Here is a 22,688-nt window from a genome sequence, read left to right on the forward strand (position 1 = left end):
GAGTCGCATCGGCGTTTGATAGACAACACTTCATGCCTCTCATTCCCGAGGAGCCTCAGATTCACGAGAGTGCCCAGGGTCCCCGCGCCACGCCGGCCAACAGCCGTACCGCGCCGACCCCTCGTCCTGTACCCGGCCCGCGTCCCGCGGCTCCGCCGCGCCCCGGCCGTCCGGGTCCTGCCCGGCCGATGCCACCCGCGCAGCGCACGCCGCGCGATTCGGCCGCCAAGCCTGGGCCGTCCGCCCCGGCCGCTTCTGTTCCCTCCGTCCCCTCCGCTTCCGGAGCGTCCGCCGACGGTGCCGCCACCGCCTCGGTCCCGCAGGTCCAGCTGATCCCGGCCTCGGTCGAGGGTGCGCTGGACGCGGCAGAGGAGGCCGTCGACCTGCTCCTGGACTCCGGGCGCGCGCCCGGAGAGGTCCTGGTGATCACCACCGGCGAACCGCACCCGTGGGCCACGCACGAGCTGTCCTTCGGTGAGGCCGCCTACTGGGCCCAGCACGACGCGGGCGACGACGTCTTCTACGCCGACGCCGCCGCTCTCGACCGTGCCTCCGCCCGACCGGTGGTCGTCGTCGCCGTCAACGGCGGCAACGAAGAGGTCGCGCTCGGCGCACTGCCGACGGCCCTCACCCGGGCGGGGACCCTGCTGATCGTGTGCGGTGACCCGCAGCGGATCAACTCGATGCTGGGCGCGGGCGTCTGACGTCCGCATCCGGCAGCGGTGATCCGCCGCCGGTCCTGTGGTGCCTGACGTGTGTCGCGCGAGGCACGGCTGGTTCGGCCACGTGCCGATCCGTGCTGTGCCGTGCGTGCGGTACCGCTCGGGCAGCGGTGCCGTCGCTGGTGGACGGTGGCGGCGAGCGGTGCCTCAGCGTGCCGCCGCGCGCCGCAGCACGTCCGAGGCCGCGCCTCCGGTGCGCGCCACGGGCGGTTCGGCTCCGGTGAACAACTCGGGTCGTGAATCGGCGCTCGGCCGGCGACCGCCGCGCCCCTCGCCGAGCACCTGCCAGCCGTCGCGGGTCAGCGTGATGTACGCGCCGCACCGCAGTCCGTGCAGCGTGCAGGCATCCCGGAGGCCCCACATCCAGGCTCCGTCCTCCTGGGTCCAACGCGCGTCCCCGTCACGGCAGTAGAGCAGCACCGCGGTACGTACCGGGGTGCGGCGCCGCAGGTCGTGCGGAATGATCCGACGCAACTGCGCGAGCAGGGCGTTGCGGAACACCCAGCCGTCCGTCACGGTCGCACGCCGACTGAACGAGGCGCTCGCTCTGAGGCGTTCGTCCGGGTCCAATACGGCCACTATGGCGGTCAGAGGGGTCGGTCGGTGGCGTGAGTGGAGGCCGCTCACGACGTCACGCGGGTTGCGCAGCAGGGGGATTCCCGCGGCAGACCACTCCGCGGGTTCGAGCATCCGGGCCAGTCGGTGGGCGGAATCGGCGGACAACTCGGCCGACGTCGGGGACTCCGGCTTCGATGCCGCGGCGGACGGAGCGAATCCGAAGGTCACGGTCCTCCCTTCGGCTACGCGCCCGTACGACGGGCGGGGTCGGACTGGGGGAGCGCACCACGGCACAGCCCTACCGGACCGCCAGGAGCCGCGCGGGGAGCTCTTCCGATTCTTCCGGTCGCGGTGGCTCGCGGCAACGAGCAATCGTCACCGCACACCGGTATCGGCCGATGCGCCGCCTATATCCCTGCCCAGCCCGCCCTACGTCGACGCGTACGTCATCCCTGTACGGCCAGGACCAGCGGCAACACCCCCTTGGCCCCGGCACGACGGAGCATGCGCGCGGCCACCGCGAGGGTCCAGCCGCTGTCGGTCAGGTCATCGACGAGGAACACCGGTCCGTTCGCTTCCTGGAGGGCGGCGGCCAGCGCGTCGGGCACCGTCAGCGCCCCGTGGAGGGCTCGCAGGCGCTGTGCGCTGTTGCTCCTCGGCACTCGTGCGGCATCGGCACCCGCGGCGTACTCGATGGAGCCGAGCAGGGGAAGTCGGCCGATCTCGGAGATCCGCGCGCCCAGCGTCTGGATCAACTGCGGTCGCGTGTACGAGGCCATGGTCACCACGCCGACCGGGCGGGCCTGCGCGTCGTTCGCGCCCGATGCCCAGCCGCCGGGGCCCTTCGCCCAGTCCGCGAGCACCTCCACCACGGCCTTCGCGACATCGTCGGGCACCGGCCCGTCCGGGGCCTGGGGGGCGAGCATGGGGCGCAGCCGGTTGCCCCAGCCGATGTCGGAGAGCCGCCCCAAGGCCCTCCCCGGCGCCGCCTGTTCGCCCGCGGGGATGCGCCCCTTGAGATCCACGCCGACCGCGGCCAGACCGGTGGGCCACATCTTCCTCGGCTCCACGTCGGCGCCGGGGCGGCCGAGCTCACCCTTCGCCGCGTCCAGGGCCGCGGGGGACACTTCCTCGCCGAACCGCGCCCCCGCGCAGTTGTCGCAGCGCCCGCAGTGTGCCGCTCCTTCGTCGTCCAATTGGCGCCGCAGGAACTCCATGCGGCAGCCCGGTGCCGACGCGTACTCGCGCATCGCCTGCTGCTCCGCCTGCCGCTGCTTGGCGACCCAGGCATAGCGATCGGTGTCGTAGACCCACGGCGCGCCCGTGGAGATCCAGCCGCCCTTGACACGCTTGACCGCGCCGTCCACGTCGAGAACCTTGAGCATCGTCTCGAGCCGTGAACGGCGGAGCTCGACCAGGGGCTCCAGGGCGGGCAGCGACAGCGGCCGGTCGGCCTGGGCCAGGACGTCCAGAGTGCGTCGCACCTGCTCCTCGGGCGGGAAGGCGAGTGAGGCGAAGTAGTTCCAGATCGCCTCGTCCTCCTTGCCCGGCAGGAGCAGCACCTCGGCGTGGTCGACGCCGCGGCCGGCGCGACCCACCTGCTGGTAGTAGGCGATCGGCGAGGAAGGGGAGCCGAGGTGGATGACGAAGCCCAGGTCGGGCTTGTCGAAGCCCATGCCGAGGGCGGAGGTGGCGACCAGGGCCTTCACGCGGTTGGCGAGGAGGTCTTCCTCGGCCTGCTGGCGGTCCGCGTTCTCGGTCTTTCCGGTGTACGAGGTGACCGTGTGCCCGCACTGGCGCAGATAGGCGGTCACTTCCTCGGCGGCGGCGACCGTGAGCGTATAGATGATCCCGGAGCCGGGCAGATCGTCGAGGTGGTCGGCGAGCCAGGCCAAGCGGTGTGCGGCGTTGGGTAGTTGGAGCACGTTCAGGCTCAGGCTCTCGCGGTCGAGCGCGCCGCGCAGCACGAGCGCGTCGGTGCCGCCGCCGGTACCGAGCTGCTCGGCCACGTCGGCCGTCACCCGGGCGTTGGCCGTCGCGGTGGTGGCCAGGACGGGGACGTCGGGCGGCAGGTCGGCGAGCATCGTGCGCAGCCTGCGGTAGTCGGGCCGGAAGTCGTGGCCCCAGTCGGAGATGCAGTGCGCCTCGTCGACCACGAGCAGGCCGGTGGCGGCGGCGAGCTTGGGCAGGACCTGATCGCGGAAGTCCGGGTTGTTCAGCCGCTCGGGGCTCACGAGCAGCACGTCGACCTCGCCCGCGGCGACTTCGGCCTGGATCGTCTCCCACTCTTCCGTGTTGGAGGAGTTGATCGTGCGTGCGTGGATTCCGGCGCGCGCTGCCGACTCGACCTGGTTGCGCATGAGGGCGAGCAGGGGAGAGACGATCACGGTGGGGCCGCTGCCCCGCTCGCGCAGCAGGGCGGTGGCGACGAAGTACACGGCGGACTTGCCCCAGCCCGTGCGCTGCACGACCAGAGCCCTGCGCTTGTCGGCCACCAGGGCCTCGATGGCGCGCCACTGATCCTCGCGCAGCCGGACCCCGCTGGCCGAGGGCGTCTCGCCGGACGCGGATGAGGGGCCGCCGACCAGGCGGGAGAGTACGGCGTCCGCCGCCGTGCGCAGCTCTTCGTTGCTCATGCCCCCATGCAACCCGATGGGTCGGACATTACGCGAACGGCCCCGCAAGGCTGTGGATAACTCTTGGCGTGCCCCTGATCGTAGTTATCCACAGGGTCAACCGGAATCTTGTCATTCGCGGGAGAGTCGGCGCATGACGAATCACAGCGAAGCCATCGGTCCGACCGACCCCAGCACGCCGATCGACCAGCCCGTGGTCACCTTGCGCACCCCCGCCGAACTGGCCGACGCCCTGCCGTACTTGCTCGGGTTCAAGCCCGAGAACAGCATCGTGCTCATCGCCCTGCACGGGGAGCGGGGGCGGTTCGGCGGGCGGGTGCGCCTCGGCATTCCCGAGCGTGCGGAGGACTGGGCGAGCACCGCCAACCAGCTGGCTCGGTGTCTGGTGGGCGGGTGTGAGCGAAGGGGCTCGCGGCCCGAAGGCGTCGTCGCCTTCCTCTGCCGGGAGCCCGCCGACGGGGAGTCGGGGAAGCGGGTCGTGGACGGCCTGCGGCCCTTGGCCCAGTTGCTGCGCACGGCGTGCGGGGGGCTCGACGTTCCCGTGGTCGAGGTCGTGTGCATCACGGGAGGCCGCTTCTGGACCTACTGCTGCCCGGACATCCGATGCTGCCCGCCGGAGGGCATCCGCCTGCTCAGGCCCGGCACCTCGGTGCTGGCCGCGGCCGCGACCTACATGGGGATCCAGGTGAACAGCACACAGAGCGAGATCAGGTCGCGGCTCGTGCCGTGGGGAACCGCCGCGGCCGTGGAGCAGGAGCGTGCGCTGGACGCCGCGGGTCTCGCGCTCATTCCCAAGATGCTGGGCGAAGAAGGAGGCGACATCGCCACCGGGATCCTCGACCTGGCCCGTCGCGTCATGGCGCGCCTCGCGGCCGCGGAAGTCATCACCGACAGGCTGGAGGCGGACAACAGGGACGATGAGCTGCTCGCGCACGACGAGGCGGCAGCACTGATCCTCGGCCTTCAGGTCCGCACGACACGCGATCGGGCGGCGGCGTGGATGGAAGGCGACGCCGCCCCTGCCGCGCTGCGTCTGTGGAGGGCGCTGGCCCGTCGCTGCGTCGGGGCTTACGGAGAGCACGCGGCGGCGCCGCTCGCTCTCGCAGGCTGGGTCGCCTGGTCCCTCGGAGACAGCGTTGAGGGGCAAGAGGCTCTGGACATGGCGTTGGACGCCGACCCCGGCTATCTCTTCGCCCAGCTTCTGAACCGCGCCTGCAACGAGGACTTCGATCCGGAGCCGATTCGGCGCCTTCTGCGGGGAGGCTCTGCCGACCAGACGTCCGAACTCCTCGGCGCCGAGGAGTGGTTGGAGGGGGATGTCCTGGAGTGTCCAGAGGAGCAGGAGCCTTTGGAAGACGCGGGAGTCACTCCTCCTCGTCGGCGCCGACGCCGCTTGCCGCACGCCGCGGGCGGAGGTGGCCGGGTTTCAGGTGGCGGCATCTGGACCTCGAACGGTCCGGGGACCGGGCCGCGCAACCGTCGTCGCACGATCCGGCGCGGCGCGAGGAACGGGCGATGAACGCGCCGGTCCGGTGGTGGGCGAGGTGGGCCGCGAGGTTGGTCACCGCTGTGGCGCTCATAGGACATTTGCTCCACTCGGCCGGTGCGCGGGCCCGGAGTTGGCGCCATACGGTCGGCTTCCTGCCGAGCGGGCGTGACTTGGGGCGGGGTCGGTCCGTTCACCTGAGTGGCGGTACCCGTGCCCGGGTCGCGCCACCGCACCGACTCCTACCCTCCGCAGCGCAGACGACGCAGTCGCCGCAGACAACGCAGAAGAAGCCGCCCCATGTCTCTTCCCGCCCTGTCTCCTGTCTCCGGCAGAGAGGGTCCCCAACGGGCCGCGCCGAACCCCGGGCGCCCGCCCGGCGGACCCACACCCGCAGCGGTGCAACGCCGTCCCGTGGAGCTCCCGCCCGCGCACACCGCGCTGATCTGTGTCGCGCTGCCCGCCCTCGCGATCTCCAACGACCAGGGGCAGTTGACGGGCCGCGGGCTGGAGGGCTTCTACCGCGCGGGGCGTCGCGTCCTCTCCCGCCTCCACGTGCGGGTGGCCGGGCGCGAGCCCGTGGCGGTGCAGGCTCGGATGGTCTCGGCCGACAGCGCCCGTTTCATGGCGACCGTGCGTCTGCCGACGGACGGAGGTCCCGACCCGGAGGTCGTCGTCGAGCGGATCCGATACGCCGACGGCACCGAACGGATCACGCTGCACAGCGCGGCAGGCCGTCACCTGAGGCTCCCCCTCGAGGTGTCACTCGGCACGGACCTGGCCGAGGTGGGCATGGTGGCGTCCGGCAGGGCCGGTCCCGAACTGCCCGCCAGCGTCCACGACTCCGGCATGCGGTGGTCGTCGGGCAACGGCCATTGCGTCGTCACCGCCAACCCGCCGCCCGAGGACGCCGTGGCCTCGGCAGGGCTGCTGCGCTGGGAGGTGGACCTGCCGCCGGGTGCCGTGCGGAGCGTCGAGCTGCGGGCGCGGCCCGACGGCGCCGGGCCCATCAGAGGTGTGGGGCACGGCACGACGCGCTCCGTCGCCGGGGCACGTGCCGTCGGCGACGACCCCAGGGTCCAGCCGCTTCTCCACCGATCCGTCGAGGACCTACAGGCGCTGCTGCTGCGCGACTCCGAGTGCCCGACCGACATGTACCCGGCCGCGGGAGCGCCCTGGCGCTGCGGGCTCGCCCCGGCTGAAGCCCTGGTCGCGGCCCGTATGGCACTGCCACTGGGAACCCGGCTCGCCGCGGGGACGTTGCGCACCCTCGCACGCGGCCAACTCGGAGGTCCGGGACCCCGGGCGGGCATGATTCCGGGTCCGCTTCGGGACGCAGGGCCGCACCTGCCACCCGGATGCACCGGAACGGAGGCGACGCTGCTCTTCCCGGTGCTCCTCGCCGAGGCGTGGCGCTGGGGGCTGCCCGAGCAGGAGGTGGAGGACCTGCTGCCCGCCGCTGAGAAGTGCCTGCGATGGTTGCGCACCGCGGTCGGCGACGGGGTGTTCCTGTCGGACGCGCACCCGGGCGGGCTGGCGCGCTGTGAGGTCCAGGCGTACGCGCACAGGGCGGCCCTGCTGGGTGCGGACCTGCTCGATGCGCACGGGCGTACGGACGCCGCCGGGCTGCGTCAGTGGGCGGCACGACTCCGAGCCAGGTTCCGTGAGGAGTTCTGGGTGGAGGACCGTGCGGGTGGTCGTCCCGCCGCGGCGCGCCTGGCGGACGGGCGGCCCGTGCCGCAGCTGACCGCTGGAGCGGCCCATCTCCTGGACACCGGTCTGCTCGGGGCGGGCGCGATGGCGCCCGGGCTGCTCGACAAGGTCCAGACGGAACAGTTGGCCCGGCTGCTCGGCGGTCCCGCCATGGACTCGGGCTGGGGGCTGCGCAGCCTGGGGGCGAAGGAGGTCGCGTACAACCCGTTCGGGCATCGGGGCGGTGCGGTTCGCGTGCAGGAGACGGCGGTAGCCGTCGCGGGTCTGGCGGCGGCGGGGTACGAGAAGGAGGCGAGTTCGCTCCTGCGCGGCGTGCTGGCGGCCGCGGAGTCGTTCGGTCATCGGCTGCCGGAGATGTACGCGGGGGAGCAGCGTACGGAGGGCGGGACCCCGCTGCCCCACCCCGCCGCCTGTCGTCCTGCCGCCACTGCGGCGGCCTCCGGGGTGTATCTGCTCGTGGCGCTGGCAGGCATCCGTCCCGACGCGCCGACGGGCACGGTGACCTTGAGACCCGTCCGCGGTGCGCCGCTGGGGGAGCTGGGGCTAACGGGGCTGAGCGTCGCGGGCGGTCCGTTCTCCGTGCGTGTGAGCCGACTCGGACTTGCCATGGTCGAGGAGGCGGCCGATGGACTGCAGTTGGGGGTGTGAGCCCGTGGCGGACGGGGCGTGGAGCGGCCGGTCGTGGACGGTGAGCCGAGCCGGGGAGGGCTTGACCAAGGAGGTGTTTATCGTCAGGCAGACGACTATGATCGCTTCATGTCGCCCTACGACCCGTCGGCCTTCGAGCCCTTCGCAGTCACCGTCGACCTGGTCGTGCTGACCGTGCGCCGTCACGCGCTGTGTGCGCTGGCCGTGCGGCGCGGTGAGCCGCCATTCCAAGGGCGTTGGGCGCTCCCCGGCGGGTTCGTACGTCCTGATGAGGACCTGTCCGCCGCGGCCGCGCGCGAACTGATCGAGGAAACCGGCCTCTGCGCCCACGACCCGGGCGCACCGGCCCAGGCCAACGGGGCGCACCTCGAGCAGCTCGCCACGTACGGCGACCCCAAGCGCGATCCGCGGATGAGAGTGGTCAGCGTCGCCCATCTCGCCCTCGCACCCGATCTGCCCGCGCCCCGGGCGGGCGGCGACGCACACAGCGCGCGCTGGGCGCCGGTGGAGGCGCTGCTCAACCAGGGGGGTTACGGCAGGGAGGACGAACAGGCCGCGCCGCTCGCCTTCGACCACGCGCAGATCCTGGCGGACGGTGTGGAGCGCGCCCGCTCCAAGATCGAGTACTCCTCGCTGGCCACGGCCTTCTGCCCGCCGGAGTTCACCGTCGGCGAGCTGCGACGGGTGTACGAGGCTGTCTGGGGCGTCGTGCTCGACCCCCGCAACTTCCACCGCAAGGTGACGGGCACACCGGGCTTCCTCGTACCCACCGGCGGTACGACCACCCGGCAGGGCGGCCGCCCCGCGCAGCTCTTCCGTGCGGGTGGCGCGACGCTGCTCAACCCGCCGATGCTGCGTCCCGAGGTCTGACGCCCGCGCTCGCTGTCACCTGCCTATCCTGTCGATTTACCCGGCTCGGCGGACACCAGTGGCTCACGCCCTGCCCGAAAAGCCGGAAATATCGCGTTATCTTGCTGCAGTACCCACGGGGTTCGTCCGTCCCCGATCCGGCGGACGGATCCCGGCCGCCGAGCGGTCGCACATCCTGCGAGAGAAGCGATGATCCAGGCCATCGGACTGACCAGCAATCCCCGCCAGGAGCTCCCGCCCGCCGTCGACGACGTGTCCTTCGAGGCGCGCACCGGCCGTGTCACGGCGCTGCTCGGCGCCGAGGCCGCCGGCAAGACCACGGCGCTGCGGCTGATGCTCGAACTCCAACAGGGCCGTGGAATCGCGTACTTCAGAGGCCGCCCACTGCACCGTATCGCCCGTCCGTCCCGCGAGGTCGGCGTTCTCCTGGGTGAGGTTCCTGGGCACCCGGCCCGCTCGGTCCGCGGGCATCTGCGCATGCTCTGCGCGGCCGGTGGAGTGCCCGTGCAGCGGGCTGACGACGTCCTCGAGGTCATCGGTCTCGTCAGCCTGCGGGACCAGCGTCTCGGTACGCTCTCGCGCGGCATGGACCGACGCCTCGGACTGGGCTGCGCACTCCTCACCGACCCGCACACCCTTGTTCTCGACGCGCCTGCTCATGGGCTCTCGACCCGGGAGAGCGGATGGCTGCACGGCGTTCTGAGAGCCCATGCGCGCCAGGGCGGCACCGTCCTGTTCACCACGGACGACCCCAAAGAGGCCGCCAGGACCGCCGATCGCGTCGTCACACTGGAGGCGGGGCGGCTCGTCGCCGATCAGGAGGTCGCGGACTTCGCGCGCACCAGGCTCCGCCCCAGGGTCGCCGTCCAGAGCCCCCACGCGGCCCGTCTCGGCGCGCTGCTCGCCAAGGAGGCGCGCGCGAGCCGACGCTCCGTGGAAGTGGTCAACGAGGACGGCAGCAGGCTCTCCGTGTACGGCAGCAGCTGTGCCGATGTGGGGGAGGCCGCGTATCGCCACGGCATTCTCGTCCACCAACTCGCCGATGAGATCGGGGACGCGGGGCCGTCGTTGCCCACGGAGGTCAGGGCCGACCCGCCCGGCAACCGCAGCGACAGTCGAACGGGTAGCCGAACCGGTGAGCGAATCGATGGTCGGCTCCACGTCGCCGCGGATGACGACTCCGACCCACGCCCAGACCCAGACCCAGGCCCCGCCCCAGACCCGGACCCGACCGAGATCCTGCTGACCCCGCTGGTCCCTCTCGAGGGCGCTGGTGACGCCGACCACGCGCGCGTCGCCGCGGGCCCTTCCGCCCCGCAGGACCCGGCGTCCTCGCTGCCGCCTCCCATCACGGTCCGTCACGGCCGGAGTCCTCTCCGGCCTCTGCGGTACGAGCTGCGTCGCGTCGCGGGCGTCGGCAGTGGCTATCTCACCGCGGCCGCCGTCGTGGCCGTCTCCGCCCTGATCGCCGTCTTCCTGGCCAGGGCCGGTCATACGCCGCAGGCGCGCCTCATCGCCGCATGGCCCGAGGAACTTCCCCTGCCGCCCGCGGCTCTTGGTGCCGGTCTGCTCGGCGCGCTCGCGTTCGGCGACGAGTTCCGTCACCCCGCCCTCGCCGCGGACCGGGGCACCGTCCCGCGCCGCCTGGGGCTGCTCGGCGCCAAGCTGCTCGTCGCCGCCGCCACGGCGCTGCTGCTGTGCCTGCTCGCGGTGGTCTCCGACGCCGCGCTCCTCCATCTCGTATACGGAGAAGAACTCACGAAGGTTCCCGCTGACTGGCTTTCGCTGAGCGCGAGTTGGGTGGCCTTGGTGACCGGATGCGCGTGGGCGGGGGTGCTCGCCGCCGGCGTCTTCCGGTCCACCACCGCGGGCCTCGCCGCCGTGCTCGCGGTGCCGATCGTCGTCGTACCCCTCGTACAGAAGGCCTTGGAGGGACCATCTGTGCGATCGGCGGCGGGGCTTCCTGCGAGGCTGCGCGACCTCGCGCTGGTGCAGTGGCCGTTCGGAGTCGAGCGGTACCTGGCCGGTGGCGTGCGCATGATCGCCCAACCCGTGGGTGGCGCACTGATGTTGTCGTTGACCGCTCTGCTCTGCGCGTATCTGCTCACGGCGATGCGCGGCAGGGTCCGTTGAGGACCGTCCGGCACCTTCCGTTGCGGTGCTGTGCGCAACTCCCCGGATAACGCCCATTTCTTTCCGATAAGGCGTCAATTGCGGTGGGGTAAGCGATCACCCTTTCGTGTGCTTTTCACCAAAGACCTCAAGGGAGTTGGGGGCAGCGCCGACAACTCATCCGTGAGTACCCTTGCGCACACCATGATGACCACCGCCCGCTCCGCCGACTCCGGTCTCGCAGGCCCGGGCGAACTCGACCGATACCCCTATGCCGAAGCCCCCGGCGGGGATCGCGTCGGCGCCCCCGTCTGGGACGGCGCCGGACAGGACCTGGGGCGCGTGGGCCGGCGAACCGCCGGTAGCCGCGGCCGTGGGCTGCACGGCCAACTCGTTCAGCAGCTGGGTCAGATGATCGTCTCGGGCGACCTGGGCGCCGATCGCCCGCTCGTCCCCGAGGAGATCGGCCAGCGCTTCGAGGTCTCCCGCACCGTCGTGCGCGAGTCGCTGCGCGTGCTCGAGGCCAAGGGCCTGGTCAGCGCCCGGCCCAACGTCGGCACGCGCGTGCGTCCTGTCAGCGACTGGAATCTGCTCGACCCCGACATCATCGAATGGCGGGCTTTCGGGCCGCAGCGCGACGATCAGCGGCGCGAGCTCGGCGAGCTGCGCTGGATGATCGAGCCGCTCGCCGCCCGCCTGGCCGCCGGGCACGGTCGCGAGGAGGTGCAGCAGCGCCTCGCCGACATGGTCGAGATCATGGGGCACGCCCTGGCACAGGGTGACTCGATCACCTTCTCCCGTGCCGACGCGGAGTTCCACTCGCTGCTGATCCAGCTCGCGGGCAACCGGATGCTGGAACACCTGTCCGGCATCGTCTCGGCCGCCCTCCAGGTCTCCGGCGGGCCGATCACCGGCTGTGACCGTCCCAGCGAAGGCTCCCTCGTGCACCACTCCCGCATCGTCGATGCCCTCGCGGCAGGCGATGGTTCCGGTGCCGAGGCGGCCATGCGGCAGCTGCTGACCGTCCACCCGGAGGTGGAGCGAGTAGTGCCTGCCCCTCGCGAGCACTGACCGTGCGTCCGCGTCGGCGGATCCGACGCGTGCACGTCCGTCGGCATCGCCGCTTCGTTCCGTACGCCGCCGATGGCTCCGTGGCCGCACCCGGTGTCGCCGGATCCCCGCGGGCTCCTCAGGGGCCCGGCGGGGATCCGGCGACGCGATCGTGGGGTGCCTTACAGGGCGTCGGGGGATCATTCGTGCGGGTGAATCAGTCGCTTCTGACCGTATCTAGCCGTTTTTGAGCACTTACGGGGTGTGACTCGGGCCACGTAGATTGGGCGTAACGCTCGTAGGAGCAGCGCGATGACCTAAGAGGTGATAGCCGAGGAGGGAATACAGCGGTCGTTCGCGACGCTGTGCAGCTCCCCGGCCCCGCCCGCGCCGTCGGCCCAATCCCCAGCCGTCGGTCGTCGGCTCCGGTCCACAATGGACGGGGCCGGAAGTCGTTTACCAACGTTCCGAGAGGTTGTTCGTGTCGGCCAGCACATCCCGTACGCTCCCGCCGGAGATCGCCGAATCCGTCTCTGTCATGGCGCTCATCGAGCGGGGAAAGGCTGATGGGCAGATCGCCGGCGATGACGTGCGTCGTGCCTTCGAAGCTGACCAGATTCCGGCCACTCAGTGGAAGAACGTTCTGCGCAGCCTCAACCAGATCCTCGAGGAAGAGGGTGTGACGCTGATGGTCAGTGCCGCGGAGCCCAAGCGCCCCCGCAAGAGCGTCGCAGCGAAGAGTCCGGCCAAGCGCACCGCGACCAGGACGGTCGCGGCCAAGACCGCCACGGCGAAGCCCACCGCCACCGCCGCCACTGAGGCACCGGCCGCGGACGGCACCGCCGAGGACGCGCCCGCGAAGAAGGTCGCTGCCAAGAAGGCGACGGCCAAGAAGGCCGTTGCGAAGAAGACCGCCGTCAAGAAGACGGCAGCCAAGAAGTCCGCTTCCAAGAAGGACGCCGACGAGCTCCTGGACGAAGAGGCCACCGAGGAGGCACCCGCGACCGGCAAGCCCGGCGAGGGTGAGCCCGCCGAGGAAGGCGCCCAGGGCTTCGTGCTCTCCGACGAGGACGAGGACGACGCGCCCGCGCAGCAGGTCGCTGCCGCCGGTGCCACCGCCGACCCGGTCAAGGACTACCTGAAGCAGATCGGCAAGGTTCCGCTCCTCAACGCCGAGCAGGAGGTCGAGCTCGCCAAGCGCATCGAGGCCGGCCTGTTCGCCGAGGACAAGCTCGCCAACGCCGACAAGCTCGCGCCGAAGCTCAAGCGCGAGCTGGAGATCATCGCCGAGGACGGCCGCCGCGCCAAGAACCACCTCCTGGAGGCCAACCTCCGCCTGGTGGTCTCCCTGGCCAAGCGCTACACCGGCCGCGGCATGCTCTTCCTGGACCTCATCCAGGAGGGCAACCTCGGTCTGATCCGCGCGGTCGAGAAGTTCGACTACACCAAGGGCTACAAGTTCTCCACGTATGCCACCTGGTGGATCCGTCAGGCAATTACCCGCGCCATGGCCGACCAGGCCCGCACCATCCGTATCCCGGTGCACATGGTCGAGGTCATCAACAAGCTGGCCCGTGTCCAGCGCCAGATGCTCCAGGACCTGGGCCGTGAGCCCACTCCGGAGGAACTGGCCAAGGAACTGGACATGACTCCCGAGAAGGTCATCGAGGTCCAGAAGTACGGCCGCGAGCCCATCTCCCTCCACACCCCCCTGGGTGAGGACGGCGACAGCGAGTTCGGTGACCTCATCGAGGACTCCGAAGCGGTCGTGCCCGCCGACGCGGTCAGCTTCACGCTCCTCCAGGAGCAGCTGCACTCGGTCCTGGACACCCTGTCCGAGCGTGAGGCGGGCGTGGTCTCCATGCGCTTCGGTCTCACGGACGGCCAGCCCAAGACCCTCGACGAGATCGGCAAGGTCTACGGAGTGACGCGTGAGCGCATCCGTCAGATCGAGTCGAAGACGATGTCGAAGCTGCGGCACCCGTCGCGCTCGCAGGTGCTGCGCGACTACCTCGACTAGGCAGCGACAGTAGCCGACGCACGCCACGAAAGGCCCGAAGTCTCCCGACACGAGACTTCGGGCCTTTCGCGCGCGGGTGCGCGGTGTGCTGCACTGGATGACTCTGGGTACGCAATGGCAACCCAGAGTGAGGAGATCGCATGCGTCGTCCCTTCGCCCGAGTGCGGACGGGGGCACTGGCCCTGATGGCCGCTGCCGCCGCGCTGCCGTTGGCCTCCCCGGTTCCCGCGTCAGCCGACAGCGTGGTCATCGGGGGTGGTCCGGTACGGGCTTCCGACAGTCCGTGGACCGTGGCGCTCTCCAGTCGTGACCGGTTCGGGGGTACCCGGTCGGGACAGTTCTGCGGCGGCGTGGTGATCGGGCGCACAACGGTCCTGACCGCCGCGCACTGCATGAGCCGGGACGTGCTCGGCGTGCCGCTGAGCGAGGTCGAGGACCTGAAGGTCATCGCGGGCCGCAGTGACCTGCGGGCGGCCGACGGAGCGGAGATCGCGGTGCGCGACGTCTGGATCAATCCGGAGTACGACAGCTACACCAACTCCGGCGACGTGGCGGCGCTGACCCTGGCCGAGCCGTTGCCCAAGGGGTACGTGATCCCCGTGGCCGAGCAGGGGGATCCGGCGTACGAGGCGGGCACGGGTGCCGCGGTCTACGGCTGGGGAGACACCACGGGGTCGGGGACTTACGCCCGTACGCTCCACTCGGCGCGCGTCGACGTGCTCTCCGACGCCGTGTGCGAGGAGGCGTATCCGGGCAGCTCCGACGGAACGTACACGGCCGCCACCATGGTGTGCGCGGGCGAGCTGGAGGGTCGGCGCGACGCCTGCCAGGGGGACAGCGGAGGGCCGCTCGTCGCGCGTGGACGGCTGATCGGGCTGGTGTCCTGGGGGAGTGGCTGTGGGCGGGCCGGAAGTCCCGGTGTGTACACGCGGCTCTCGGGCGTCGCCAGAGCGCTGCAGGGGCGCGGCTGAGGACGCCTGTGCCCGGACCCGGCCGGGAAGAGCGGGCCCCAGACGCCCGAGAAGGCGCCTGGGCGCCTGTGTAACGAGAGCGGGCGGCCGCCCCTACCTGTTGGTGGGGGCGGCCGCCCGTTCGCCGGCCTGTGTGCCGGTGCTGGCTCGTCGTGGATGCGAGGTGTCAGCGTTCCTCTTCGGTGGCGCTTTCGGGAACGGCGGTCAGTCGCTCCGTCTCATCCTGTATCTCAGCGGCGATCTTCTTGAGTTCCGGCTCGAACTTGCGGCCATGGTGGGCGCAGAAGAGCAGTTCACCGCCGCTCAACAGGACGACGCGCAGGTATGCCTGGGCGCCGCAGCGGTCGCAGCGATCAGCGGCCGTCAGGGGGCTCGCGGGGGTCAGAACAGTAGTCACGTCGCCTCTTCTCTAGCTCGACGAGCTGTCGTACCAGGGTCAACATCCAACCAGGCCGAAAACGTTCCCGCTCGTGGCTTTTCCTCGAAGTTTCTTTTCGAGGAGGTTGTCCGTTGCCGGTTGGCGGCGAATGTGCCGTATTGCGTCTCTTACGTGTCTTACGGTTTCGCGCTGGTGTACAGGTCGGGTCCTCCCCGGCTGGCTTGCCGGCTTGTAGATGAGGACGTGCCCGGAGCCTAAATGGTTCATGCCTCGAAGGGAACGTGACGTGCGCTTCACTCCATTGAGGGATCGAACATGTATGCGAGTCTGGACTAGTCTGAGTTGAGACGAGGGTGGCGTAGCAACGGCTCTACCAGGCATCGGTACCCTCTGACGGGCAACCGAAGCCGCGTCCTTACCCCAAAGGACTCCCTTTGAAATTCAGCGAGGAGCGAACCGCGTGACCGCCGAGACGTCCGTGCCGTCCACAGCGTTGCTGACCGGAGCAGACCGGGACGGTTCCAACTACACCGCGCGGCACCTGCTCGTCCTGGAGGGACTCGAGGCCGTCCGCAAGCGTCCGGGCATGTACATCGGGTCGACGGACAGCCGCGGCCTGATGCACTGCCTCTGGGAGATCATCGACAACTCCGTCGACGAGGCCCTGGGCGGATACTGCGACCACATCGAGGTCATCCTCCACGACGACGCCTCCGTGGAGGTCCGGGACAACGGCCGAGGCATCCCCGTGGATGTCGAGCCCAAGACCGGCCTCTCCGGAGTCGAGGTCGTCATGACCAAGCTGCACGCGGGCGGAAAGTTCGGCGGCGGGTCGTACGCCGCCTCCGGCGGTCTGCACGGCGTGGGCGCCTCCGTGGTGAACGCGCTCTCCGCCCGCCTCGACGTCGAGGTGGACCGCGCCGGGCACACCCATGCGATCAGCTTCCGGCGCGGTGTCCCGGGTGCTTTCGCCAAGCCGGGGCCCGAAGCGGCCTTCGACTCGTCGGCCACGCTGAGCAAGGTCAAGAAGATCCCCAAGACCCGCTCCGGTACGCGGGTGCGGTACTGGGCCGACCGCCAGATCTTCCTGAAGGACGCGAAGCTGTCGCTGGAGCATCTGCACCAGCGGGCCCGGCAGACCGCCTTCCTGGTGCCCGGTCTGACCATCGTCGTACGTGATGAGTTCGGGCTCGGCGAGGGCGGCACCAAGGGCGAGGAGTCCTTCCGCTTCGATGGCGGCATCAGCGAGTTCTGCGAGTACCTGGCCCAGGACAAGGCCGTGTGCGACGTCCTGCGGCTGTCCGGGCAGGGCACCTTCAAGGAGACGGTGCCGGTCCTCGACGAGCACGGCCAGATGACACCGACCGAGGTCACCCGTGAGCTCGGTGTGGACGTGGCGCTGCGCTGGGGCACCGGGTACGACGCGACGATCAGGTCCTTCGTCAACATCATCGCCACCCCCAAGGGCGGCACCCACGTGACCGGTTTCGAGCGCTCGCTCACCAAGACGATGAACGAGGTGCTGCGCAGCCAGAAGCTGCTGCGCGTGGCCGAGGACGACATCGTCAAGGACGACGCCCTTGAGGGCCTCACGGCCGTGGTCACGGTCCGGCTCGCCGAGCCGCAGTTCGAGGGCCAGACCAAGGAGGTGCTCGGCACCTCGGCGGCCAACCGCATCGTCGCCAACGTGATCGCCAAGGAGCTCAAGGCGTTCCTGACCTCCACCAAGCGGGACGCGAAGGCCCAGGCCCGCGCGGTGATGGAGAAGGCCGTCGCCGCGGCCCGTACGCGCATCGCGGCCCGCCAGCACAAGGACGCCCAGCGCAGGAAGACCGCTCTGGAGTCCTCTTCGCTGCCCGCGAAGCTCGCCGACTGCCGCAGTGACGACGTGGAGCGCAGCGAGCTCTTCATCGTCGAGGGGGACTCCGCGCTCGGCACCGCCAAGCTGGCCCGGAACTCCGAGTTCCAGGCCCTGCTGCCGATCCGCGGCAAGATCCTCAACGTTCAGAAGGCATCCGTTTCGGACATGCTGAAGAACGCCGAGTGCGGCGCGATCATCCAGGTCATAGGAGCGGGGTCCGGCCGGACCTTCGACATCGACGCGGCGCGCTACGGCAAGATCATCCTGCTCGTCGACGCCGACGTCGACGGCGCGCACATCCGCATCCTGCTCCTCACCCTCTTCCAGCGGTACATGCGCCCGATGGTGGAGGCCGGACGGGTCTTCGCCGCCGTGCCGCCCCTGCACCGCATCGAGCTGGTCCAGCCCAAGAAGGGCCAGGACAAGTACATCTACACGTACTCCGACCGCGAGCTGCGCGAGACGCTGCTCGAGTTCCAGCGCAAGGGCGTGCGGTACAAGGACTCGATCCAGCGGTACAAGGGTCTGGGCGAGATGGACGCCGACCAGCTGGCCGAGACGACGATGGACCCGCGGTACCGCACGCTGCGCCGGATCAACATCGGCGAGCTGGACTCCGCCGAGCAGGTCTTCGATCTGCTGATGGGCAACGACGTCGCCCCGCGCAAGGAATTCATCACGAAGTCCGCCGCGACGCTGGACCGGTCGCGCATCGACGCGTGAGCGGAGCGGGTTGCGCGTGAGGGGTTCGGCGCACGACATCGGCGGCGCGTGACGTGGGCGTCACTTACTCCGACCCGGCCGCTCCGCGCAGCCCGTACCGTGCGCTCCACCCATGGGTGGAGCGCACGGATCCACCCGCGTTCCACCCCTGCGCCGATCTCCCGACCGGGCGATTTCCGTAGCGTCGAAGGCGTCGATCCTCCGCGGATCGGCCTCGCCCTTCCTCGTCGTGCGGAGGCTGACATGTCCGGGCTCACCAACGCTGTGGTGATCTGCGCCGTCGTGGTGCTGGTGATCGTGCGCCAATTCAAGGCCCAGCAGATCGGCACGGACCGGCGCTGGTGGGTCATACCGGCGGTCCTCGTCTTCCTGGCCGTCCGCGAGCCCGACCTGATCGACCACCATCACCAGACGGCGTCCGTGGTGCTGCTCGTCGCGGAGCTGCTCGTCGGCCTGGCCATGGGCGCGGGCTGGGCGCGGACCTCGCACGTCTGGACCGAGGCCGACGGCACCGCGTGGAGCAAGGGGACCAAGGCCACCGCGCTCGTCTGGGCCGTCGGGATCGGGCTGCGGGCCGGTCTGTTCGGGCTCGGCGCGGCACTGGACGTGCGTCAGGGCAGCGCCACTCTGATGCTGGCGCTGGCGGCCACGCTGCTGGTCCGCAGCGGGCTGCTCCTGCAACGGACCGGCGCCGGAAACCGGACGTACGGTGTTGCCGACGCGGCGTACGAACCCCTGCGGAAGGACCCCGTGTGAGCTGGGACCGATGGACGCGATGGCCCTCCAGGGAGGCGCTCACCTGGGCGGGGATGAGCATCGCCCGGCTGTGGTTCGTCCGGGTCCTGCGCGTGCTGATCCTCGGCAGCCTGCTGTGGCAAGCGTTCCACAAGGAGCGGGGCTGGCATCTGGCGGCCGGGGTGGGCCTGGTCGTGGCGACCGCGTTCTTCGGGTGGGCGTTCTTCCGCATCTCGTTCGCTCATCGACTGTGGCCGTCACTGGGACTGATGGCGCTGCTCCTGGCGTCTGCGCTCGCCGCGGAGCTGGGTGATTGGAGACTCCTCGCCCTGGTGCTGTGGTGCGGCTCGGCCATCTCCGCCCTGGAGCGGCTGCCGCTGGTGGCCGGTGCTCCCTGCGTGCTCGTGGGGATGACCGGGTTCGTCGCGTACAACGACGACAGCTGGCTCACCACGGCACTCACCGTCGTGGGCCTCGTGCTGGCCGGGTACACCTTGAGGCTCGACGCGGAGGCGCGGGGGAGTGCTCATCGGCTGCTGACGCAGGAGCGGGCGGCGCGCGTCGCTGAGGCGGAAGCGGCCGCGCTCGCCGAGCGGGCCCGCATCGCGCGTGAGATCCACGACGTGCTCGCGCACAGCCTCTCCGCGCAGCTCGTCCACCTCGAGGCGGCCCGCCTGTTGATCGAGAGGGACGCGACCAAGCAGCAGATCCTGGACCGTGTGGTGGCGGCTCGGTCCATGGCCCGCGAGGGGCTCGCCGAGACCAGACAGGCGCTCTCCGCGTTGCGCGGGGAGATGACTCCGGTCGAGGACTTCCTGCGCGAGCTGGTCACGACGGACCGGGCGTCGGTCACCGTGACGGGAGAGCGGCGCCCGCTGCCCGCCGAGGCGTCCCAGGCGGTGCGCAGGGTGGCGCAGGAGGCTCTGACGAACGTGCGCAAGCACGCTCCGGGCGCGAAGGTGCAGATGTCTCTCGAGTACGGCGAGGGCGAAGTGAGGCTGGAGGTAAGCGATTCGGGCGGACCTGCGGGGGAGCTCGCCGCCTCCGGAGCCGGGTACGGTCTGCTGGGCATGCGTGAGCGGGCCGAGCTGCTGGGCGGGTCCCTGCAAGCAGGGCCGGGCGAGGAGGGCTTCGTGGTGACGCTGAGGGTGCCGGGATGACAGAGAACGACGGTGCCACCGGGACCGCGGACGACGGAGCGGACAGGACAGCGGGCAAGACAGTGGGCGAGGGGAGAGGCGCCGGGGCGAAGCCGCCCGCGCGGGTGATCGTGGCCGACGACCAGACCGTGGTGCGCGAGGGCATCGTGATGCTGCTCGGGCTGCTCCCCGGCATCGAGGTCGTGGGTTCCGCGGGCGACGGCGAGGAAGCCGTCCGGCTCGTGGCCGAACTCGCGCCGGACGTGGTGCTGATGGACCTGCGCATGCCCCGTTGCGACGGGGCGGAGGCCACGCGGCGTATCCGTGCGGAGTATCCGGGGACGCAGGTCGTCGTGCTCACCACGTACGCCGACGACGACTCGCTGTTCCCCGCGCTGAGAGCGGGCGCGCGCGGCTATCTCACCAAGGACGCGGGTGGGGACGAGATCGTGCGGGCCGTCGAGGACGTGCTCTCGGGTGACGCGGGGCTTTCGCCGAGCATCCAACGGCGGCTTCTGGAGCGGCTGTCGGAGCCGGATGACGGGCCCGCCGTGGCCGCGGAGCCGCCGGACGGTCTCACCGCGCGGGAGACCGAAGTGCTCGTACTGATCGCGGAGGGGATGTCGAATCACGAGATCGCCCGGGCCCTGCACGTCTCCACCGCCACGGTGAAGACGCACATCAACAATCTCTTCGCGAAGACGGGCCTCAAGGACCGCGCGCAGGCCGTGCGCTACGCCTACCGGCACGGACTCGCCAAGCCTCCAGGGAGCGTGCGTATCTGAGGGCCCTTCACCTGATGGGGTGAAGAGCGCGAGGAGAAGAGTCAGGGATCTTCCCCTTCTGTCCATCCTTGGGCACGCGGCCGAACAGGGCAGCGGACAAGGAGAGTTCGGTGGAGAAGCACGACGGGCCCGATGCCGGGTCGGGTCGGGGCGGTGGGGGACAGGGCCGGATCGGTGATCAAAGGGATCCCTGGTACGACGCGCTCGCCTCCGGCTGGGGAGAGTTGGACGGCACGGGCGTCCCGGCTTCCGTGGCGCCGTCCCCGTCCCATTCCCCGGTGACCTCTGAGCGGCACGGTGCGAGTCCTGCCGACATCTACCTGGAGGTGCAGCGCAGCGAGGCCTTCCAGGAAGTGCGCGGTCGGTACCGGCGGTTCGTGATCCCGGGCGTCGCGGTCTTCTTCACCTGGTACGTGGCGTACGTCGTGACCGCGACGACGGCGCCCGGGCTGATGGCGCGGCCCGTCGCCGGTGCGGTGAATGTGGCGATGCTGGCGGGGCTCGGGCAGTTCTTCACGACGTTCCTGCTGACCTGGGCGTATGTCCGGCATGCGCGGCTGCGCAGGGATCGTGCGGCGCTGGATCTGCGCTGGGCCGTCTTCGAGCAGAAGCGGGAGCAGGAACAGGAGCGGCAGCGCGTGCGTGAGGTGGCACGAGAGCAGGGGATCGAGCGATGACCGGGGATCACCAGACCTTGGCGCTGTTGCTGTTCGGCGTGTTCGTGGCCGTCACGCTCGCCATCACCACGTGGGTGAGCCGCAACCGGCACGGCTCGGCGGAGGAGTTCTACGCGGGCGGACGGCTCTTCTCGCCCATGGAGAATGGTTTTGCCATCGCGGGCGACTACATGTCGGCCGCCTCGTTCCTCGGCATCTCCGGGCTGATCGCGCTCTTCGGGTACGACGGGCTGCTGTACTCGGTGGGCTTCCTCGTGGCCTGGCTCGTGGTGCTGTTCCTGGTGGCCGAACTGGTCCGCAACTGCGGGCGGTTCACGCTCGCCGATGTCGTGGCCGCGCGGATGCGGGAGCGTCCGGTGCGGATCGCGGCGGGAACGTCCTCGGTGACCGTGTCCGTGCTCTATCTGGTGGCGCAGATGGTGGGGGCGGGCTCGCTGGTGGGGTTGCTGCTCGGAGGGACGAGCGGGGCGGCGCAGACCTGGACGGTGATCGGCGTCGGCGCGCTCATGGTGATCTATGTGTCGATGGGAGGGATGAGGGCCACCACCTGGATCCAGATCGTCAAGGCGGTCCTGCTGATGTGCGGGGCGATCGCGCTGACCGTGCTCGTCCTGGTGCGCTTCCACGGGGACTTCGACCAGTTGCTGCGGACCGCCGCCGATCACAGTGGGCAGGGAGAGCGGTTCCTCGCGCCCGGGCTGAGGTACGGCGGGGACTGGACCTCGAGGCTGGACTTCATCAGCCTCGGGCTCGCGCTCGTGCTCGGCACCGCGGGGTTGCCGCACATCCTCTCGCGCTTCTACACCGTGCCGACCGCGCGGGCCGCCCGGCGCTCGGTGGTCTGGTCGATCGGGCTCATCGGGAGCTTCTACCTGATGACGATCGTGCTGGGCTTCGGGGCGGCCGCCATTGTGGGGTCCGACGCGGTGCGCGGGTCGAATGCCGCGGGGAACACGGCAGTTCCGCTGCTTGCGCTCGATCTGGGTGGTGGCGCGGACTCCACAGGGGGAACGGTTCTGTTCGCGATCGTCGCCGCCATCGCCTTCGCCACGATCCTCGCCGTGGTCGCCGGGATCACGCTCGCCTCGTCGGCGTCCGTGGCCCATGACCTGTACGCCTCCTTGCGGCGACGGAACGCGAAGCCGCGCAGCGAGGTGGCGGTGGCGCGGGTCGCCGCAGCCGGGATCGGCGTGCTCGCGATCGGGCTCGGGCTGCTGGCCCGCGACCTCAACGTGGCGTTCCTGGTGGGCCTCGCCTTCGCGGTCGCCGCGTCCGCCAACCTGCCGGTGCTGCTCTACTCGCTGTTCTGGCGGAACTTCACCACGCGGGGCGCGGTGTGGTCGGTGTACGGGGGACTGGTGCCCGCGCTCACGCTGGTCGTGCTGTCGCCCGTGGTCTCCGGAGGGCCCGACGCGCTCTTCCCCGGCGTGGACTTCCAGTACTTCCCCCTGGAGAACCCCGGTCTCGTCTCCATCCCGCTGGGCTTCCTCGCCGGGTGGCTCGGCACGGTGACCTCGCACGAGCCCGCGGACGAGGCCAAGCACGCGGAGACGGAGGTGCGGTCGCTCACCGGTGCCGGGGCGGTGTAACGATTCCCCGGCAT

At 70.6% G+C, this 22,688-nt stretch carries 17 protein-coding genes; 14 read left to right on the plus strand and 3 right to left on the minus strand.

Features of this window, described 5'->3' with window-relative positions:
- Positions 1–32 precede the first annotated feature (32 nt).
- The gene (locus KY5_RS30240) at positions 33–704 is read left to right on the plus strand and encodes a hypothetical protein (protein WP_098245183.1); all 672 of its coding nucleotides are present in this window, start codon (positions 33–35) and stop codon (positions 702–704) included.
- Between the two features lie 165 nt (positions 705–869).
- On the opposite strand, the gene KY5_RS30245 is transcribed toward KY5_RS30240, so the two are convergent.
- Together KY5_RS30245 and KY5_RS30250 are read right to left on the minus strand one after the other, a co-directional pair.
- Positions 870–1,508 (minus strand): hypothetical protein, encoded by a 639-nt coding sequence (locus tag KY5_RS30245; RefSeq protein WP_098245184.1) that lies wholly within the window; start codon positions 1,506–1,508, stop codon positions 870–872.
- Between the two features lie 218 nt (positions 1,509–1,726).
- A complete protein-coding gene (locus tag KY5_RS30250) occupies positions 1,727–3,916 on the minus strand; it encodes a RecQ family ATP-dependent DNA helicase (protein ID WP_098245185.1) in 2,190 nt (729 codons plus the stop codon).
- Between the two features lie 133 nt (positions 3,917–4,049).
- On the opposite strand from KY5_RS30250, the gene KY5_RS30255 reads away from it, so the two are divergent.
- The 7 genes from KY5_RS30255 (at position 4,050) to KY5_RS30285 (ending at position 14,786) form a co-directional block, all read left to right on the plus strand.
- Positions 4,050–5,435 carry a DUF4192 domain-containing protein gene (locus KY5_RS30255; RefSeq protein WP_098245186.1) on the plus strand — a complete coding sequence of 462 codons (1,386 nt, stop codon included), beginning with the start codon at positions 4,050–4,052 and terminating at the stop codon, positions 5,433–5,435.
- Positions 5,436–5,801: 366 nt separating this feature from the next.
- Positions 5,802–7,763: a glycogen debranching N-terminal domain-containing protein gene (locus KY5_RS30260; RefSeq protein ID WP_234362917.1), complete on the plus strand. Its 1,962-nt coding sequence runs from the start codon at positions 5,802–5,804 to the stop codon at positions 7,761–7,763.
- 108 nt (positions 7,764–7,871) lie between these two features.
- Positions 7,872–8,633: an NUDIX hydrolase gene (locus KY5_RS30265; RefSeq protein WP_098245188.1), complete on the plus strand. Its 762-nt coding sequence runs from the start codon at positions 7,872–7,874 to the stop codon at positions 8,631–8,633.
- 189 nt (positions 8,634–8,822) lie between these two features.
- Positions 8,823–10,766, plus strand: a complete 1,944-nt coding sequence (locus KY5_RS30270; protein ID WP_098245189.1) for an ATP-binding cassette domain-containing protein — start codon at positions 8,823–8,825, stop codon at positions 10,764–10,766.
- A gap of 162 nt (positions 10,767–10,928) precedes the next feature.
- On the plus strand, positions 10,929–11,816 hold the full coding sequence (locus tag KY5_RS30275) for a FadR/GntR family transcriptional regulator (protein ID WP_199843301.1): 888 nt from the start codon (positions 10,929–10,931) through the stop codon (positions 11,814–11,816).
- 454 nt (positions 11,817–12,270) lie between these two features.
- Positions 12,271–13,815, plus strand: coding sequence for an RNA polymerase sigma factor (locus KY5_RS30280; protein WP_098245191.1), 1,545 nt, complete (start codon positions 12,271–12,273; stop codon positions 13,813–13,815).
- 140 nt (positions 13,816–13,955) lie between these two features.
- Entirely contained in the window at positions 13,956–14,786 is an 831-nt protein-coding gene (locus KY5_RS30285; RefSeq protein ID WP_098245192.1) for a serine protease, read from the plus strand.
- 166 nt (positions 14,787–14,952) lie between these two features.
- On the opposite strand, the gene KY5_RS30290 is transcribed toward KY5_RS30285, so the two are convergent.
- On the minus strand, positions 14,953–15,183 hold the full coding sequence (locus KY5_RS30290) for a DUF7455 domain-containing protein (protein ID WP_055544920.1): 231 nt from the start codon (positions 15,181–15,183) through the stop codon (positions 14,953–14,955).
- Positions 15,184–15,625: 442 nt separating this feature from the next.
- Between KY5_RS30290 and KY5_RS30295 the strand changes: the two genes are divergently transcribed.
- The 6 genes from KY5_RS30295 (at position 15,626) to KY5_RS30320 (ending at position 22,674) form a co-directional block, all read left to right on the plus strand.
- Positions 15,626–17,749 (plus strand): DNA gyrase/topoisomerase IV subunit B, encoded by a 2,124-nt coding sequence (locus tag KY5_RS30295; RefSeq protein ID WP_098245193.1) that lies wholly within the window; start codon positions 15,626–15,628, stop codon positions 17,747–17,749.
- A gap of 243 nt (positions 17,750–17,992) precedes the next feature.
- Complete coding sequence (locus KY5_RS30300) at positions 17,993–18,505, plus strand: DUF1453 family protein (protein ID WP_098245194.1); 513 nt, start codon at positions 17,993–17,995, stop codon at positions 18,503–18,505.
- Positions 18,502–19,644, plus strand: a complete 1,143-nt coding sequence (locus KY5_RS30305; RefSeq protein WP_098245195.1) for a sensor histidine kinase — start codon at positions 18,502–18,504, stop codon at positions 19,642–19,644. Before KY5_RS30300 ends, KY5_RS30305 begins: the two co-directional genes overlap by 4 nt.
- Positions 19,641–20,408 carry a response regulator transcription factor gene (locus tag KY5_RS30310; RefSeq protein WP_098245196.1) on the plus strand — a complete coding sequence of 256 codons (768 nt, stop codon included), beginning with the start codon at positions 19,641–19,643 and terminating at the stop codon, positions 20,406–20,408. Before KY5_RS30305 ends, KY5_RS30310 begins: the two co-directional genes overlap by 4 nt.
- 110 nt (positions 20,409–20,518) lie before the next feature.
- Entirely contained in the window at positions 20,519–21,085 is a 567-nt protein-coding gene (locus KY5_RS30315; RefSeq protein ID WP_098245197.1) for a DUF485 domain-containing protein, read from the plus strand.
- On the plus strand, positions 21,082–22,674 hold the full coding sequence (locus tag KY5_RS30320; protein WP_098245198.1) for a cation acetate symporter: 1,593 nt from the start codon (positions 21,082–21,084) through the stop codon (positions 22,672–22,674). Before KY5_RS30315 ends, KY5_RS30320 begins: the two co-directional genes overlap by 4 nt.
- Positions 22,675–22,688: the final 14 nt, after the last annotated feature.

This window comes from Streptomyces formicae (assembly GCF_002556545.1).
GTDB lineage: Bacteria > Actinomycetota > Actinomycetes > Streptomycetales > Streptomycetaceae > Streptomyces > Streptomyces formicae_A.

Excerpts from the sequence above, each read along its gene's own strand:
- KY5_RS30240 (WP_098245183.1), top strand. The coding sequence starts at position 33 with ATGCCTCTCATTCCCGAGGAGCCTCAGATTCACGAGAGTGCCCAGGGT.
- KY5_RS30250 (WP_098245185.1), bottom strand. The coding sequence starts at position 3,916 with ATGAGCAACGAAGAGCTGCGCACGGCGGCGGACGCCGTACTCTCCCGC.
- KY5_RS30255 (WP_098245186.1), top strand. The coding sequence starts at position 4,050 with ATGACGAATCACAGCGAAGCCATCGGTCCGACCGACCCCAGCACGCCG.
- KY5_RS30265 (WP_098245188.1), top strand. The coding sequence starts at position 7,872 with ATGTCGCCCTACGACCCGTCGGCCTTCGAGCCCTTCGCAGTCACCGTC.
- KY5_RS30270 (WP_098245189.1), top strand. The coding sequence starts at position 8,823 with ATGATCCAGGCCATCGGACTGACCAGCAATCCCCGCCAGGAGCTCCCG.
- KY5_RS30285 (WP_098245192.1), top strand. The coding sequence starts at position 13,956 with ATGCGTCGTCCCTTCGCCCGAGTGCGGACGGGGGCACTGGCCCTGATG.
- KY5_RS30300 (WP_098245194.1), top strand. The coding sequence starts at position 17,993 with ATGTCCGGGCTCACCAACGCTGTGGTGATCTGCGCCGTCGTGGTGCTG.
- KY5_RS30310 (WP_098245196.1), top strand. The coding sequence starts at position 19,641 with ATGACAGAGAACGACGGTGCCACCGGGACCGCGGACGACGGAGCGGAC.
- KY5_RS30320 (WP_098245198.1), top strand. The coding sequence starts at position 21,082 with ATGACCGGGGATCACCAGACCTTGGCGCTGTTGCTGTTCGGCGTGTTC.